General features: G+C 40.7%; 14 protein-coding genes. 10 read left to right on the forward strand and 4 right to left on the reverse strand.

The window, feature by feature from the left end; genetic code table 11:
* Positions 1 to 56: 56 nt before the first annotated feature.
* Positions 57 to 617, forward strand: a complete 561-nt coding sequence (locus NSQ43_RS08015; protein ID WP_339254592.1) for a DUF5366 family protein — start codon at positions 57 to 59, stop codon at positions 615 to 617.
* 22 nt (positions 618 to 639) lie between these two features.
* On the opposite strand, the gene NSQ43_RS08020 is transcribed toward NSQ43_RS08015, so the two are convergent.
* Positions 640 to 2,493 carry a transglycosylase domain-containing protein gene (locus NSQ43_RS08020; protein WP_339254594.1) on the reverse strand — a complete coding sequence of 618 codons (1,854 nt, stop codon included), beginning with the start codon at positions 2,491 to 2,493 and terminating at the stop codon, positions 640 to 642.
* Positions 2,494 to 2,550: 57 nt separating this feature from the next.
* Complete coding sequence (locus NSQ43_RS08025) at positions 2,551 to 3,783, reverse strand: MFS transporter (RefSeq protein ID WP_339254596.1); 1,233 nt, start codon at positions 3,781 to 3,783, stop codon at positions 2,551 to 2,553.
* A 215-nt stretch (positions 3,784 to 3,998) separates the two neighbouring features.
* On the opposite strand from NSQ43_RS08025, the gene NSQ43_RS08030 reads away from it, so the two are divergent.
* From NSQ43_RS08030 to NSQ43_RS08040, 3 genes are all read left to right on the forward strand, one after another.
* On the forward strand, positions 3,999 to 4,757 hold the full coding sequence (locus NSQ43_RS08030; RefSeq protein ID WP_339254598.1) for a peptidylprolyl isomerase: 759 nt from the start codon (positions 3,999 to 4,001) through the stop codon (positions 4,755 to 4,757).
* 41 nt (positions 4,758 to 4,798) lie between these two features.
* The gene (locus NSQ43_RS08035; RefSeq protein ID WP_339254600.1) at positions 4,799 to 5,011 is read left to right on the forward strand and encodes a hypothetical protein; all 213 of its coding nucleotides are present in this window, start codon (positions 4,799 to 4,801) and stop codon (positions 5,009 to 5,011) included.
* A gap of 134 nt (positions 5,012 to 5,145) precedes the next feature.
* Positions 5,146 to 5,466, forward strand: a complete 321-nt coding sequence (locus NSQ43_RS08040) for a hypothetical protein (RefSeq protein WP_339254601.1) — start codon at positions 5,146 to 5,148, stop codon at positions 5,464 to 5,466.
* A gap of 17 nt (positions 5,467 to 5,483) precedes the next feature.
* On the opposite strand, the gene NSQ43_RS08045 is transcribed toward NSQ43_RS08040, so the two are convergent.
* Positions 5,484 to 6,656 carry a MalY/PatB family protein gene (locus tag NSQ43_RS08045; RefSeq protein ID WP_339254603.1) on the reverse strand — a complete coding sequence of 391 codons (1,173 nt, stop codon included), beginning with the start codon at positions 6,654 to 6,656 and terminating at the stop codon, positions 5,484 to 5,486.
* Between the two features lie 90 nt (positions 6,657 to 6,746).
* Between NSQ43_RS08045 and NSQ43_RS08050 the strand changes: the two genes are divergently transcribed.
* From NSQ43_RS08050 to yugI, 6 genes are all read left to right on the forward strand, one after another.
* Positions 6,747 to 7,007 carry a DUF1871 family protein gene (locus NSQ43_RS08050; protein WP_339254604.1) on the forward strand — a complete coding sequence of 87 codons (261 nt, stop codon included), beginning with the start codon at positions 6,747 to 6,749 and terminating at the stop codon, positions 7,005 to 7,007.
* 105 nt (positions 7,008 to 7,112) lie between these two features.
* Complete coding sequence (locus NSQ43_RS08055) at positions 7,113 to 7,667, forward strand: sigma-70 family RNA polymerase sigma factor (protein WP_339254606.1); 555 nt, start codon at positions 7,113 to 7,115, stop codon at positions 7,665 to 7,667.
* A complete protein-coding gene (locus NSQ43_RS08060; RefSeq protein WP_339254608.1) occupies positions 7,657 to 9,843 on the forward strand; it encodes a hypothetical protein in 2,187 nt (728 codons plus the stop codon). The genes NSQ43_RS08055 and NSQ43_RS08060 overlap by 11 nt, the downstream gene beginning before the upstream one ends.
* A gap of 87 nt (positions 9,844 to 9,930) precedes the next feature.
* Positions 9,931 to 11,646: a hypothetical protein gene (locus tag NSQ43_RS08065; RefSeq protein WP_339254610.1), complete on the forward strand. Its 1,716-nt coding sequence runs from the start codon at positions 9,931 to 9,933 to the stop codon at positions 11,644 to 11,646.
* A gap of 25 nt (positions 11,647 to 11,671) precedes the next feature.
* Positions 11,672 to 13,405, forward strand: coding sequence for a hypothetical protein (locus NSQ43_RS08070; RefSeq protein WP_339254612.1), 1,734 nt, complete (start codon positions 11,672 to 11,674; stop codon positions 13,403 to 13,405).
* Positions 13,406 to 13,538: 133 nt separating this feature from the next.
* Complete coding sequence (yugI, locus tag NSQ43_RS08075) at positions 13,539 to 13,913, forward strand: S1 domain-containing post-transcriptional regulator GSP13 (RefSeq protein WP_339254614.1); 375 nt, start codon at positions 13,539 to 13,541, stop codon at positions 13,911 to 13,913.
* 63 nt (positions 13,914 to 13,976) lie between these two features.
* On the opposite strand, the gene NSQ43_RS08080 is transcribed toward yugI, so the two are convergent.
* A complete protein-coding gene (locus tag NSQ43_RS08080; RefSeq protein WP_339254616.1) occupies positions 13,977 to 15,290 on the reverse strand; it encodes a sigma 54-interacting transcriptional regulator in 1,314 nt (437 codons plus the stop codon).
* Positions 15,291 to 15,357: the final 67 nt, after the last annotated feature.

The following is a 15,357-nucleotide window of genomic DNA, read 5'->3' on the forward strand; positions in this document are numbered from 1 at the left end:
TCCTTTCACTTCCTATATTATAGGGAATGATAAAATAATTGTATTTGGGGTGCCAAATGAGGAATCCTTACCTATTTGGATATTTGCCATTTTTGACGATCACTCTTTTTAGTATGACATTCAGTGTCTTCATAGTAAGTACATCTATTAAATTTTTTGGCGAAATCGGACTTTATGCTGGGATGCGGGAGTTTTTGACGGATTCACAGTTAGGGCTTTTTCTTTTTGTCCTTTACACGCTTGCGTTTTTCATGATGTTTTCGGCACTAAAGCTTATTGCGGAGACGATTCATGAAACGGCGATGCTGTTTTTTTCTAAGGATGCAGTGGGGGAGTCGTATAGTGAAGCGAAAAGCGGAAATCTTATTTATTTTTTTGGAGCGCTTGCTTCGGTAACGGGGATTCAATCTATTAAGATACTCATAGTTATTTTCTTACTGACAACGCTTGTTTATTTTATATATACCGTTTTTAAGCTTAGTAAGTTCATGACACTCGGAAGTACGTTGGGCTTGTTATCTTTCGAGATACTGGTTTGGGGCGTTCTCTTGACCGGTATTATTTATATTCTTTTAAAATTATATAATGGCGTACTTGCCAGCTTGCCGATTACGTAAAAAAGACTAGTCCCCTTGGAAACTAGTCTTTCATCAATTCATTAAAAGCTCTTAAATGGATTTTTTGGTTGCTTAGCCCCTGTATGGATGCTGGTTTGTCGTAGCCGATCCACACGGCTGTTGTGTAATTTTCGTTCATGCCCGCTACCCAAAGATCCTTATAGCGGTCTGTTGTGCCGGTTTTGGCCCCGGTGTAATTGGTAGAGTAATTGATGCCTTTTCCTGTCCCGTATAATACGACGTCCTCCATCAAATCCCGTATGGTAGAAACGGTTGAAGGTGACCAGACAACCTTAGGTTCATTTTGCCAAGTATAGAGTACGGCTCCGTCACGACCTACTACTCTCCTAATGGCATGTGGCAATTCAAACGTCCCATCAATGAAACTTGTATAGGCAGATGCAAGTTCAAGTGGAGACACGCCTTTTTGAAAACCGCCAAGAGCTGCAGGATAAGTATGGTCTGTCTCATTCACATTGTTGAACTCAAAGGGCTCCAAATAGGAGAAGGCGCTTTCTATTCCGACTTTACTAAGAATCCTTACAGCAGCCGTGTTGTGACTGTATCGGAATGCATCCTTGACCGACGTCATTCCATAAGTGTAGCCCCCGATGTTTTTCGGACAATAGGCAGCAATGCAAAGATTACTACTGTCAATTAGTGTGCTTTCGTCATATGGACCGCTTTCGAAAAAAGGCGCGTAGACGAGCAACGGTTTAATAGCAGAGCCGGGTTGTCGCACTGCTTGGTACGCACGGTTGAAATCAGCCTTCTTGTAATCTTTGCCTCCGTAGATAGTTACAATTTCTCTTGATTTGTTATCGATGACGACTGCACCTGCTTGCACACCACTCTTGGCAAGAAGAGAAGAAAGTGAAGTTTCATCTTGCTTTTGTTTTTGTGGATTAAGTGCCGTTTCAATCCGAACTCCTTTTGCAATAACTTCGGCAGTCCGCTTTTTTAATGCATTTCTATGAAATTCCTTCTCTTCAAGGCTCTCCGTTCGTTCAATAGATTCCAAAAAACCTTCGGTATGACCGACTAACTCCTCGAGTTCCGAAAGGACGAAGGAGCTATACATTGTAAATTCATTCGCTTTTTCCTTCAGATTTAGTGTGATGGGCTCTTTCTTCCATAGACCCGCCTCATTCTCGGTTATTGCACCGCTTTTAGTGAGCAATGATAACAGAAGCTCTTGCCGCTTCTTAGTTCTATCAAAATGCCTCAATGGGTCGTAACGCGATGGATTATTCGGTATTGCTGCGATAAATGCCATTTCCGCATGACTCAACTCATTGAGGGGGCGGTTAAAATAGTAGGTGGCGGCAGCTCCGATTCCATATACTTGATTGCCAAAGTACATTTCGTTTAGATACATTTCAAGAATTTCATCTTTCGTGGACTGGTTTTCCAACTCCGCAGCATAAAGTAATTCCTTGAATTTACGTTCATACGTCTTTTCAGTTGTAAGAAAACGGAGTCTGACAAGTTGCTGTGTAATCGTCGAACCGCCTTGCTGCAAATCATCATTGGCCGTATTAACCGTAAAAGCCCTCACTATTGCTGCAACATCATAACCTCGATGTTCGTAGAATCCTTTATCTTCACTTTCCAAAAATAAATCGATTAAAAAAACAGGGATTTCATTCAATTGGAGTGGATCCCTCCACTCAACATACTCTTCTGCAAAAATTTCGCCGTTCCGATCTGTTAACGAGATTGGAAGTGTTGAGATGGGTTCGGTAAGTTCAATAGATTCTCTTAATTGATGTTTCAAATTTTGTGATTTGGTCCATTCTTTTGCAATGGCTTGTTGAATGCCAAACAGTAGGGGAACCAGTACAATTATGAAAATGAAGTTAGTGAATTGTTTCAATAAATTCCCCTCCTCTAAAAAAATATAGCACATTTCCGCATGGGAAATGTGCTGAAATTATAGATTCGATTGCTTTGCCTCATCTGCGAGAAAGTGCTCGAAGTCTTGTACTGGTTTTTTAATTGCGTAATATAAGAAGCCAAATCCGATTAAGAATAATGCACCTGTAAGGAGGAAGACTGATGATATTCCGATAAAACCACTAATAATACCACCGAACATCGGTCCAATGATATTGCCAAGGAAACGGAAGCTTGTATTGTAACCCATTACTTCTCCTTGGATATCAATCGGCGCTTCACGTCTGACAAGGGCAGTAGTGATTGGAATCATCCCGCCAATTGCAATACCGAACAATAACCGGCAAATCATCAGTTGCCAAATGGAAGAGACGAATGCTTGCGGTATGATGAAAATGAAAGAAAGGATGAGCAATGCGCCAAGCACCTTTTCATATCCAATTTCATCGCCCATTTTTCCCCATTTCCTGGCAAAAAGGAGATTGCCAACTCCCGCAGCACTAAATGTCAGACCGGCAAGAAATGCCACATCATTCGAATCTGTCAGACCTGCAACGTAAAGGGAAAGTAGAGGCTGAATGCTAAAGTTCCCGATTTGGATCAATGCTGTAACAATCATTACGTTTAACATTAAACGGTGATGAAGCAGTCCGCTTAAAATCGTTTTACGGGAATAATGCACCACTCTCGTATTCTTCACTTTCTTTTCCTCTTTAATCCCAAATAGGACAATCAAAGCAGCTACGACAACTGAAAAAGACGTAATGATGAATGTATATTGAAAACCAAACGCATCGGCCATCAATCCACCTAAAACAGGACCGAATAGCGTTCCGGTCACACTTCCCATTTGCAAAGTTCCTAATTTCTTACCGGCTTCTTCTCTTGCCGTCTGTGATGATACGAATGCAAGTGAAGTGGGGATGAAGCCCGTAACTACACCATTTAGAAGGCGGAGAAGGAAGAATACTTCAACGGAATTTACGAATCCCATCAAGAAAACGGATGTCGCAATCCCGAATCCATTAATAAGCAGGATCGGCTTAAAGCCATATTTATCTGCAATTCGACCCCAGATCGGAGACATGATTAAAGCTGTAATGAAAGTTGCACCAAAAATGAGTCCGGCCCATTTTTGGACATAGGCATCGGAATGATCTCCGAACGTTTCTATATATAAAGATAGGAATGGCATAATCATTGTCATCGTTCCCGCAACTAAAAAGTTGGCAAGCCATATGATAATGAAGTTTCGCTTTTGAATATTCATCTAAGAAACCTGCTTTCTTTGTTATGCCGTAGGTGAATTACGACAGTTGCTTGAATCAGTTAAGTGCTTATCAAGGTTGTGATTCCCTTAGACGGTAATGATTAAACGTCAGGATATTTTTCCATTATAGAACATTTCGACACTCGAAGGAAGTGCTGTGCTTATCAATCGAAAAATAAATTTGAATATGGTAAACTGTTTCAGGGTGAATGATTATGAAGAAGAGTATGTTTGCTTTGCTTACAATCTTCATATTGCTCATGCTTGCCGCTTGTGGTCAAGGCGATAAAGATCAACAGGAACAGCAATCTGCAAATGGTTCCGCGAGCGTTGGGAATGAAGCAACGGAAGAAGAAGGCGAGGCAACTAATGAGGAGGACGCAATTATGTATCCACAGTTATCAAACGAAGTTGCATCAAACGAAGCATTGGTCGTTATGAACACAACAATGGGACCTATCAAAATCAAGCTATTCCCTGAAAAAGCACCAAAAACAGTTGAAAATTTCTTGACACACGCTGAAAACGGTTATTACGACGGAATCATTTTCCATCGCGTTATTAAAGATTTCATGATCCAAGGGGGAGACCCAACTGGAACTGGAATGGGTGGGGAAAGCATCTATGGCAATTCATTCGAGGATGAATTTACAATGGATCTTTTCAATCTAAGAGGCGCTTTATCAATGGCGAATGCTGGTCCAAATACGAACGGCAGCCAATTCTTTATCGTACAAGCTTCAAATCCTCCAGCATCAGCTGCTCAATTGACACAAGGCGGATGGCCGGAAGAAATCGCGGAAGCATATGAAAAAAATGGCGGTACTCCGCATCTTGACCAAAAACATACAGTATTCGGCCAAGTAATCGAGGGAATGGATGTAGTTGACAAAATTGCCAACGCTAAAACAGGCGCTCAAGATAAGCCTGTTGAAGAAATTTCAATCGAATCCATCGAAATAATCCAGAAGTAATTAGCCTAAGAATAATTAGATAAGTTAGGAAGTGTACGTAAATGAACGTTATCCTTATGCCGTTCCTTTACTTTCCGGAAGATAAATCAGAATATATTCCAGCCGCGATTTCTTTCGTGTTTTTCATGATCCTTCTTGCATTCACATTCATGTGGATCAGGCGGAACTCAAAAAAACAGGAAGCGGAAACACGTGAACTGGAAGAACGTATTCTTCGTGAACGTCGTGAAGCAAAAGAAAAGCAACAACATTAACTTTACTATCTAAAAGCATGATCCATAGTGGATCATGCTTTTTTGAATGCTTAAAAACTGCCGTGTTCAAGGAAGTCTCCCTAACGCTCAAAAAATAGGTTCCGCGCTCAAGAACCGGATTTTGCGCTCAAGAAATGCAGCCGCGCGCTCAAGAACCGGATTTTGCGCTCAAGAAATGCATCCGCGCGCTCAAGAAACGGATTTTGCGCTCAAGAATGTGGCCGCGCGCTCAAGAAACGGATTTTGCGCTCAAGAAAGCATCCGCGCGCTCAAGAAACGGATTTTGCGCTCAAGAAAGCATCCGCGCGCTCAAGAATCGGATTTTGCGCTCAAGAAATGCAGCCACGCGCTCAAGAATCGAGTCCCGCGCTCAAGAAAACCAATCCGCGCTCAAGCAGGTGTCAGAGAGACCCCAAAAAGCCTTCATTCAAACAAAAAAAGACGGATCCACCTAAGATCCGTCTTTCATGTATTATTGCATTGCCTTTATAAATCTTTCCACGCCTTCTTTAACAATCGCAAACGGTGTTGCGACGTTCATACGAAGGAATCCTCGTCCAGCTTCACCATATTTCGTACCTGGCTCAAGTGCGAGTTTTCCTTTATTCAACAGCTTGTCCATCATTTCTTCTTCGGATAGTCCCGTCCCACGGTAATCGATCCATAATAGGTAAGTGGAGTGAGGCTTTTGAATAGAGATTCCCGGAACCGCCTCCGTTAATGTATCAATGACATAATCCATATTGGTCGAAATGATTTCAAGTAAGTTCTCAAGCCATGGCTCACACTCCGTGTATGCAGACACGAGGGAAGATGCAGCGAAGGCATTCAATTCCATTTGTCCATGGGCCAATGCATTTTGTTGAAGTGGAATCCTTAACTCTTCATCCTTTGCGATCATAATCGCTGCTTGTACACCTGCCAGGTTGAACGTTTTAGTAGGTGCTACACAAGTGATGACTTTGCCGCCTTCCTCTTCGGCAAGCTTCGCAAGTGGAATATGCTTGAACCCCGGAAGGACAAGATCGGCATGAATTTCATCGGAGAGGACCAATACGTCATATTTCTTACATAGGCGAAGGATTGTACGCAACTCTTCCTCTGTCCAAATGATGCCCGCAGGATTATGAGGATTACATAAGATGAACACCTTAACATCTTGCTGCAGGCACTTCTCGAATGCTTCAAAGTCGATCGAGTAATTTCCATTGTCCTCTTTCAACTGACATTCGACGATATTGCGACCTTGATGGCCAGGGACATTGAAAAATGGCGGATATACCGGTGTTGTGATTAAAACATTGTCCCCTGCTTTCGTAAACGTTTCAACGACTGTTGCAATAGCAGGCACTACTCCATGATGGAAGAGCATCCAGTCATTTTCTGTTTCCCATCCGTGGCGTGAAGATAACCAGGAGCGTACTGCGTCTTTACATTTGCTGCATATGTACGAGTAACCAAAAACACCATGATCCAAACGCTTTTGCATCGCTGCGATTATCGGTTCGGGTGCCTTGAAATCCATATCTGCAATCCACATAGGTAATATTTCAGAAGCGTCTTCTACACCATAAACAGCCTCCATATTTCCCCATTTTACGGATCGTGTTTGTTTGCGATCAATCACTTGCTCAAACTCTTTCATGACAAAAACCCCTCATTTCCTTTTTTCTTTTACATTACTATGCTATCATAAACGAAACAACAGAAAAAAATAAGTATAAGGTGAATTGTCGTGCAAACAATTGAAATGAATAAAAAAGCAATCACACTACTTGAAGAATGGGATCCTTTCAATGCTGGTAGAAAAGCATATGAGGATGAGATAGCCGATGTGTTAATAGAGTTAGAGGTGCTTGATCATCCTACTGATCTTGCGAAACGAATCCGCGATATTTATGAGAAATCCTACGCAATTTGGATTCCGATTGAGAAATGCATACAAATATCATATAAATTAATAGCCGTAAAATACGAGGCGAAATCCATCGTCTGAACAGTGCCGAATCTACGAACTTGTAGATTCGGTTTTTTTATCTGAAACATTTAAGAGGTACCCATCGTATCACCATTAGAAGGGAATAGAGAGCGAGGGTGGGGAATGGACGAATCCAATTTGATCGTAAACGCGCAGAATGGGGATCGGGCTGCATTTGCGCAATTGATGGATATACATTATCGGACTGTCGAGAAATTCGCGTACCAATGTGGTGTGCGTATCGATGACATTCCGGATGTTACGCAGGAAGTGTTTATAAAACTATACAGGTTTCTGCATCAATTCAATCAACAACGTTTTACGACATGGTTATATAAAATCACGTTAAATACGGCAAGAGACTATTACCGTAAAGAGGGAAGGGAAACAGCGAAGGAGGAGCGGTTGAAAAGAGAAGGGAAGCCGACAGGCAATCAATCAGCTGAGCACCAGGTCCTTCTCTTTGAAGAGGACCAAGAGTTGCATGAGTCAATCCTTCGACTTGATGAGAAATACAGAATTCCTCTTATCTTGTTTTATTTCCAAGATTTATCCTATCAGCAGATTGCGGACGTATTGAATATAACCCTTTCGACAGTGAAGACACGGATATTCAGAGCGAAAGATGTCTTGAAAAAAGAAATGAGCATGATTGGAGGTCTATCACATGAACAATGATAATTTTGAAAAACGGATGGAGTTTTTGAAAAAATCATATGATCGTGTGCCATCCTCTTTTAATCCGGATGAAGTCTTCAAGAAAATTGATGAAGAAAAAGTCCCGCAACTCGAAATGCAAAAACCAACAAAAGGCGGCTTCAGGCAGCATCTAACTGTATGGGTGATGGGAATAGCGAGTCTTTTCATAATCGGATTAATCGGCACGGGAATTGTCTTGGAACAGAAACAGAACACTGACAAAGAAAAGATTGAGTCTCCTGTGACGGATGAATACATCGAAGATCTGTTAGAACGTTATGAAGAAGAACGTGAAAAACGCCGTGAAATGGTGAAGTTGGATGAAGTTTTCTTTAAGCATTATGCAAGCTTCGCGGATAGCACGATTAACTTATTGAAAAACGAAAGCTATCTTGAAATGGTAAGAGAAGGAACGGAAAAAACACCTCTTGAAGAGATGTATAATCGTGCAATCGAGGAATTGAAACTACCATCTGAAATGCTAAAGGAATTGAAGGAAAACAGCCTTACTGACGATGAACAAGGAAGCATCACCTTTTTGGGTGAGTATCGGCGAAAAGTGCAGCTTCTCATAGAAATCTACGATCAAATCCTAATCGAGAACAAAGAAGCAATTGATGAATATGATGTAGACCCTAATGTCGATAAAGCCGAAATCATGTTATTAAGCAGTAAGAGTTTTCCTGAGCAACTCCAAAATATTATCGGAACAATGCGGGATCAGTCGATTCGACTTCATACAGAGAAATATTCTGGGGAAATTAGGACCCGGCATAACAATTACTATTTTTATTATTCCGACCTATCTTTCAATTTACATCATCATACAGACGCTTATGTTCAAATGATAGTTGAAGAGCCGTATATGTATGGCCCGATACTTCAATATCCACTTGAGGAAATGGCATATAAGTTAGGAAGGATGGAGCAAACACTCATAAATGTGGAACAGGACCACTCTTTATATCCTGTATTGGAATCGTATTACCTCACCATTTTCAATGACTTGGTGAAAGGCAGCGAATATACGAAAATCTTCGACGAAGATGGTGTTCTTCTTCCAGATTATCAGGATGTTTGGCGCGGATTGGCCTCGTTTGGTGATGCGAGACCTCTCGCATATGTCATGCAACCGATCGTCAAAGAGATGGAGGCATCAGGTTGGAGGGAATCGAAGAGTTGGGATTCACTTTCGTATAATGCACTAAAAGATGCGATAGTCCTTTATCGCGAAGGACAATTGGAGTATTACATGTATGGGGAAAGACCTGAATTCAAAAGTGAAACGATAAAGTTCCCGAATGAATCGTTTTGGAATGAAGTTCAGGCATTGTATGAGGACTTTAAGAAATCACATGACAAGTCGGTATTAAAAGGGGCATCGCCGATTCACGTCTTAGGTGTCTTCGATTACGCAAACGAAATGGATGATCCGGAAACGATGTATCATCTTTTGAGTGAAAGTGTAATGTATGACCACTATGGAGAAATCGAACTCGATGACTATGTGGAAAATTGGCGTAAAGGGTTCTCGCGCTTCCGAAACGTTACAGAAGCCGTGTTTGATGAAAACACGGTCAATCGCGAGGGATTGAAATTCCGCGGCCATGTTTCATTTACCAACTTAGATAGGGAATTGCATATGGTCTTTAATGAAGAAGGCATTTGGGAAGTGTACTCAGGGTATATGGAACCCCTTCCGTCTCATCAAATATTACCTGAAAGAGGATTCAAGGATATATTAGATTTTGGGGAGTATACGTACGCGTCAATGAACAATCCAAATTACGAAATGAAGTATTTAAACGGAGTTCCAGCATTGGATATCGTCGGTGCATATTTCTATGCGTTAAGTAGAGGTAACCATGAAGTTCCATACAAATTATTCTTCCAAGGAGAAGGGTCGGAAATAGTCGATAAGGAAACCTACTTGGAAAATCCAGAAAAGTATTCCCAATCCCCCCCTTATGAAAATGGAATGTATATAAGGGCTTCGTTCCAAGGTAATGAACAGGACGAAAGTGGAAACTGGTTAGGTGTTGCTACACTTATCGTCGATACAGAGAAATACCCTAATCTTCCTGCTGAGATGAAATTCCATATGATTTGGACGGAAGAAGGTTGGAGGGTGAAATTCAATCCGTTTCAAGAGTAAAAGGGCTGCCAATTTCGGCAGTCTTTTTTCTGTCAATTTGGTATACTTGAAGAAAGCTTTATTTTGCAATAGGAAGTAGGGATGGAAATGGAAGACTTAAAACATAGAGTTTTACAAGGGAATCAAGATGCTTTTAAAGAATGGATGGATGTATACATACGGTCGATTGAACGTTTTTCGATTTCATATGGAGTCACTTTAAAAGAAGCAGGAAGAGTGGCTGAAACTGTTTTCAGGAACTTATATCATAGCCTTGAAGATTTAACTGATGATCAATTGGAAGAAAATACTTTATACAAAAGCGTTTTGAACGAGTTGGAAGGACTGCAGATAGATCATTCGGTAGAGGATTTATTCCCCTTTGAAGAAGACAATGAACTGCATCGTCATGTAACAAGGTTGTCACCGGAAATTCGGGTTCCTTTAATCCTTTACAATTTCCACGATAAATCAATTCCGGATATTGCTGTGATACTTGAACAATCCGAAGAGCAAGTCGAAAATTCGCTAAAAGAGGCGCAAACCTTATTAGATGAACCGAATTTAGAAAAGAAGTTAGGTTTTTTAAATAAGTCCTATCATCGTCTTACACCTTCATACGATGAAAAACATATTTACATACTTGAAAGCCCAGAACAGATTTCGTCTTCTCCTGTTCAGGAACCAAAAACTAAGGTAAATAGTGGAAAGCCATTTCTGCTTTGGGGTACGGGTGTTGTCCTACTTATCGGGCTTTTATTCATTTCAGTCATAAGAAGCGAAGCGTACCAATATTCCACTTCAGAAAAATTCATCGAGGAATTGAAAGTATCATTTGAACAAAAGATTGACGAACGATACACCTTATTAGGATTAAATAAACCAAAGGAAAATACCGTGTATCATGCACTTGATCTATTTGGAGACGAGCGAGCGTTTGCTAGGCAAATTGGAAATCTGAATGAACAACTTGAAAAAGCGGGGAAAATCGATAAAAAGTCCGCCAAGCAGGATTATCAAAAACTATTGGATGAATCAAGATTGCCTTCCGAAATGATTGAGGCGTTAAGAAATAATCCTCTGACTGAAGATAGGGAAAAAAGCCATGAATTTATGAATGAACTTACGAGGAAAGTGGAACAGCTGTCTAACTCCTATATGGAAGTTATTTATAACACGTATGAAGAAATTATTTTGTCGGCAGACCTGAATGCAAATGGAGTGGTTGACAAAGACCTGTTTCTTAAGAAAATTGACGACTATCCAATTGACCTTCAAAACGTGATTAAGGGTATGGAAAATCAATCCTTTTTCTTAGGCGGCATTGCGGATGTAGTTTTAATCTACCCTCAGTTTGGCACACCAGCGACTCTTGAAATACTTAATCAAAACTTGCATCCGGATGTGAATGTTTACGTTTATTTGCTTGCAGGAGAAAGTTTGGGCGTGATGTATGGTAGTGGAACGATGGAAGAAAAAATGGACGCGTTAAATTATATTGAAAAGGAATTGCCGAAGACTACCAAAAATGATGCGTTACATGATGTTTTATATAGCCGATACAGTTGGTTAGTCTATAGCATTTTAGGTATCTTTCAATATCCGGGAATATACGATGATAATCATTCGATTCGACAGGAAATAAGAGAAGATTGGAAGGCTTTTGCATCAATGGACGATTCGAGTCCATCTGTACAAATCATGCAAGAGGTGGTTACGGAATTGGAAGAAAGTGATTGGAAACCAACTAATTATGATATTGAATCCCATATTTCACTATTATTAGGTGAGAAAGTGGAGGAAATCTGGTCCGTTAAGAGATGAATGACTTAGGGAGGTGGGGGTAGGGGTGGAAAGTTTGGTAGAAAGATTGATACTTGGGGATAGTGAGGGATTTAAGGAATGGATGAACTTAAACATTCGTCCGATTGAACTTTTTGCAGCTCAGTATGGGGTTAGTCAAAAAGAAGCTAAAAATGTGGCTGAATCAGTTTTTAAAGATTTATACCAGCGGCTTGGTGGGGAACTGACGATAGATCAGCTGCAGGAAAAATATCTTTTCAAAAGTGCAATACAGAAGCTTACTGAAATCCGGTCGAATGAAGAACAACAGGTGGGGCTGTTTCCATTCGAAGAAGACAACAAGCTACACCGCCGTATTATAAGCGTACCACCGAAGCTTCGTATCCCTTTCATTTTGTCTGTTTTCCATGGGAAGTCAACTGTTGAAATTGCTGACCTTGTGGGGCGGACAGACGAACAAGTGGAGTTTTACATCAACGAAGCATTTAATTATCTATCAGAACCTAATTTGGAAAAAAAGCTGGAGTTCTTGAATTTGTCCTTTCAAAGACTCCCAACCTTGCATGATGAAATGAATATATTTTACTCGAATCCAAAAGAGTCGACTTCACTTGAAAATAAACGCACAGACGGGAAACCGAAAAAGAAAAGGCCAATGTTATTATGGGGAATTGGGGTTAGTATATTGGCTGTGATGTTACTAACGATGACAATCACTAAAAGTGAAGCATACCAACAGTCTTCCTTGGAAAAGTTCATTGAAAAATCTACGAATGCTTTCAGCGAAGAGTTGAATCGGAATAAAAAAATGGCAGGTCTACCTACTTACGAAGTGATTAGGAGAGACATCTATTCGGAGGAATATGGTGAAAATACAAGAAGGAAATTTGATTGGTTGATCGTTGACCTGAAGGATCAGTTTGACAGTACCGGCAAATTCGATAAAAGACACGCGGAAAGCGAATTTGACATACTGATGCAGGAACTATTGATACCTTCTGAGATGGTAAAGGAGTTATCTGAAAATCCTCTGATGAATGATCATGAGAAAAGTATGGAGTTTATTGATGAGTATATCGTGAAAATGAGTTCTTTATTAAGGACCTATATGCATATAGGAACACAATATGAAATGCCAATACAACAGAGTGGAAGGAATGATAAGGGAGGATTTGATTGGGCTACCTTGAATGCGAATAAATCAGCACTTCCAGAAGAACTCCAACAAGCGTTGGATGGAATGGAAGCGTTGGGCATTTTTTTGAAAGGTGATACGAGCGCTCCGGTGCGAGAGGGTTATATATATGTATATCCATCAATCAATAATTCAGATCTTTCCAAAACCCTTCAAGACAATTTGCATCCAGACGTAGGCATTTATATTTCCATTTTAATGGCTGATATGGTTGATATCCATGAATGGACGGTTGAGGAACAAGCCGATTTACTGTTACAGCTTGAAAAGGGGTTGTATCAAGCAGAAGGCCACGAAGACATTCACTCGCTCGTATTTAATGCCTATACTTCAGTTATATATATGATCATTGGAATGGGTGGACAGCTAAATATTTACGATTCAACAGGCACAGTCAAAGAGGAGTACAGGGAGGCCTATAAGCGCATTGCATCTATTGGTGATGATTCACCTGCCGCTCAAATCATGAAAGGAATAGTAGAGGAAATGGAAAGTTCCGGATGGATGTTTTCTGCTTCACATCATAGCCTCCAATACTTCACCTTGCAAAATGAGTTGAGAAAAAGGCTTACTGAAGGCAAATGAATAGGTATCAAGATACAGAAATATATTCCAATTAACAGCCCGGTAATTTTGCTGTGAAAGGGCTGTTTATGGTATAATAGCGGATGGCCGTATAGGCAGATTCGATACCAAAAATGATTGGGAGCTGTTTCGCATGGGAAGAAATTATGAAGTGGGGGAAGAGTTGACTGGCAAAGTGACGGGAATACAGCCATATGGCGCATTTGTCGCACTTGATGACAAGACGCAAGGTCTTGTTCATATTTCGGAAATCACATACGGATTTGTCCGGGACATCAATGAATATTTGGCAGTAGGAGACGAAGTGAGAGTGAGAATATTGGAAGTCGATCAGGCTGCCGGTAAAATCAGTTTATCAATCCGCGCACTTCAAGAACCGCCAAACAATTTCCAAAAACCCGAACGCCCCCGAAAATCTTTACAAGACAAAGTTAAAGAGCATGATTCAGAAGGTTTCAATTCACTTAAAGACAAACTGAAAGACTGGATTGACAGATCAGGATACTAACAAAAGCGGAGGGCGCCTTCTTAGAGGTGATTTAATCCGTGAAAATGGGAGCAGGCAATTGGCCTATCTCCCATTTTTTAATTTCCTTAAACGGTATTGCAGATTTTGTCTACTCATCCCAAGTGCTTGAGCAGTTTTAGTAATGTTTTCATCGTGTATTTTCATTGCTTTGAGCAAATAATACTCTTCGGCCGCTTTTAAATAACGGTCAAGAGGCACTAACTCTTTCTCCGGCTGTACGATGAAATCAGTTGCTTGCGTTGAAGTTTCGGATAAACCGTTACTTTTCAACCGGAAATGCATAGGCAGCATATCATAAGTGAGAACAGATTCCATTGTAGCCAGCGAGGAAACCTCATCCAGTAAAAACTCCAATTCACGCATATTCCCCGGCCAATCGTATTGAAGAAAGATCTGTTCCACTTCACTTGTCACCCCTTCAAGGGAAGAGCCGAAGCGCTCTTTCCGCTTCGCCAAATAAGAATTTACGAACGGAAGGATGTCCATTTTCCTTTTCCGCAGAGGTGTAATCCGAATCGTAAAAGAAGCAAAGAAATAATATAGGTCCTTCAATAAAGACCCCTTTGCGATCAACTCCACAGGATCATCCCCAATGCTTGCTATAAATTGGCGCCCATGACGCTCCGAATCCTTTAAGTATGCAAATAGTTTTTGTTGAAGTGAAATGGATAATAAATCGATCCGCTCACAGAATAAGGTGAATGGTTTTGACAAATTCAGATCCTCATCCAATCTGTCAATAATCGTAGCGTCTGATTGGTGACCGAAAAAAGTATAGTAAGAGCCATTGGAGGTGGATGATTCATTATGAATGCTTTCGGCGATCAAATCTTTACCTGTTCCGGATTCCCCTATAAGAAGAACCGGTAAATTCGCAACTGCGGCTTTTTTCGCTGTTGAAATAACGGTTTTCATCTCTTCAGAAGTGGCGATGATTTGGCTAAAAGTTGCTGGTTCACTATTTTTGCGTAGTGGATGAAGCACAAACTTCTCAAGGGCAGTGATATCCCGCGCAAATTCCACTGCGCCAATAAGTTCATCCTCATGAAATACTGGATAGGTATCATTGATAGTTGTAATTTCAGTCCCTTTTCGGTTCCAATACGTCTGTTTGACATTCAGTTGTTCCTGGCCACTTTGAAGTACTTTCAGTAATGTACTCTCTTCCTGATCGAAATTGAATAATTCCAAGATGGAACGGTCAACGACTTCTTCAAGTTCCAGGCCTTCAATTGCTTTCATTTTATCGTTATAAATGACGGTTCGGCCAGTTCTATCTACAGCATGGATTCCAACGCCAGCCCGATTGACCGCAAATTCGAATAAAGGAAAAAGAGATTTTTCGTTTTTGTCCATACCTATCACCGTCCTATATAATATTTTCACGAAATAAGTAAAAAAGCTTGAAATATGCAACAATCTC

This window comes from Sporosarcina sp. FSL W8-0480 (assembly GCF_037963765.1).
In the GTDB taxonomy this organism is placed as follows: Bacteria; Bacillota; Bacilli; order Bacillales_A; family Planococcaceae; genus Sporosarcina.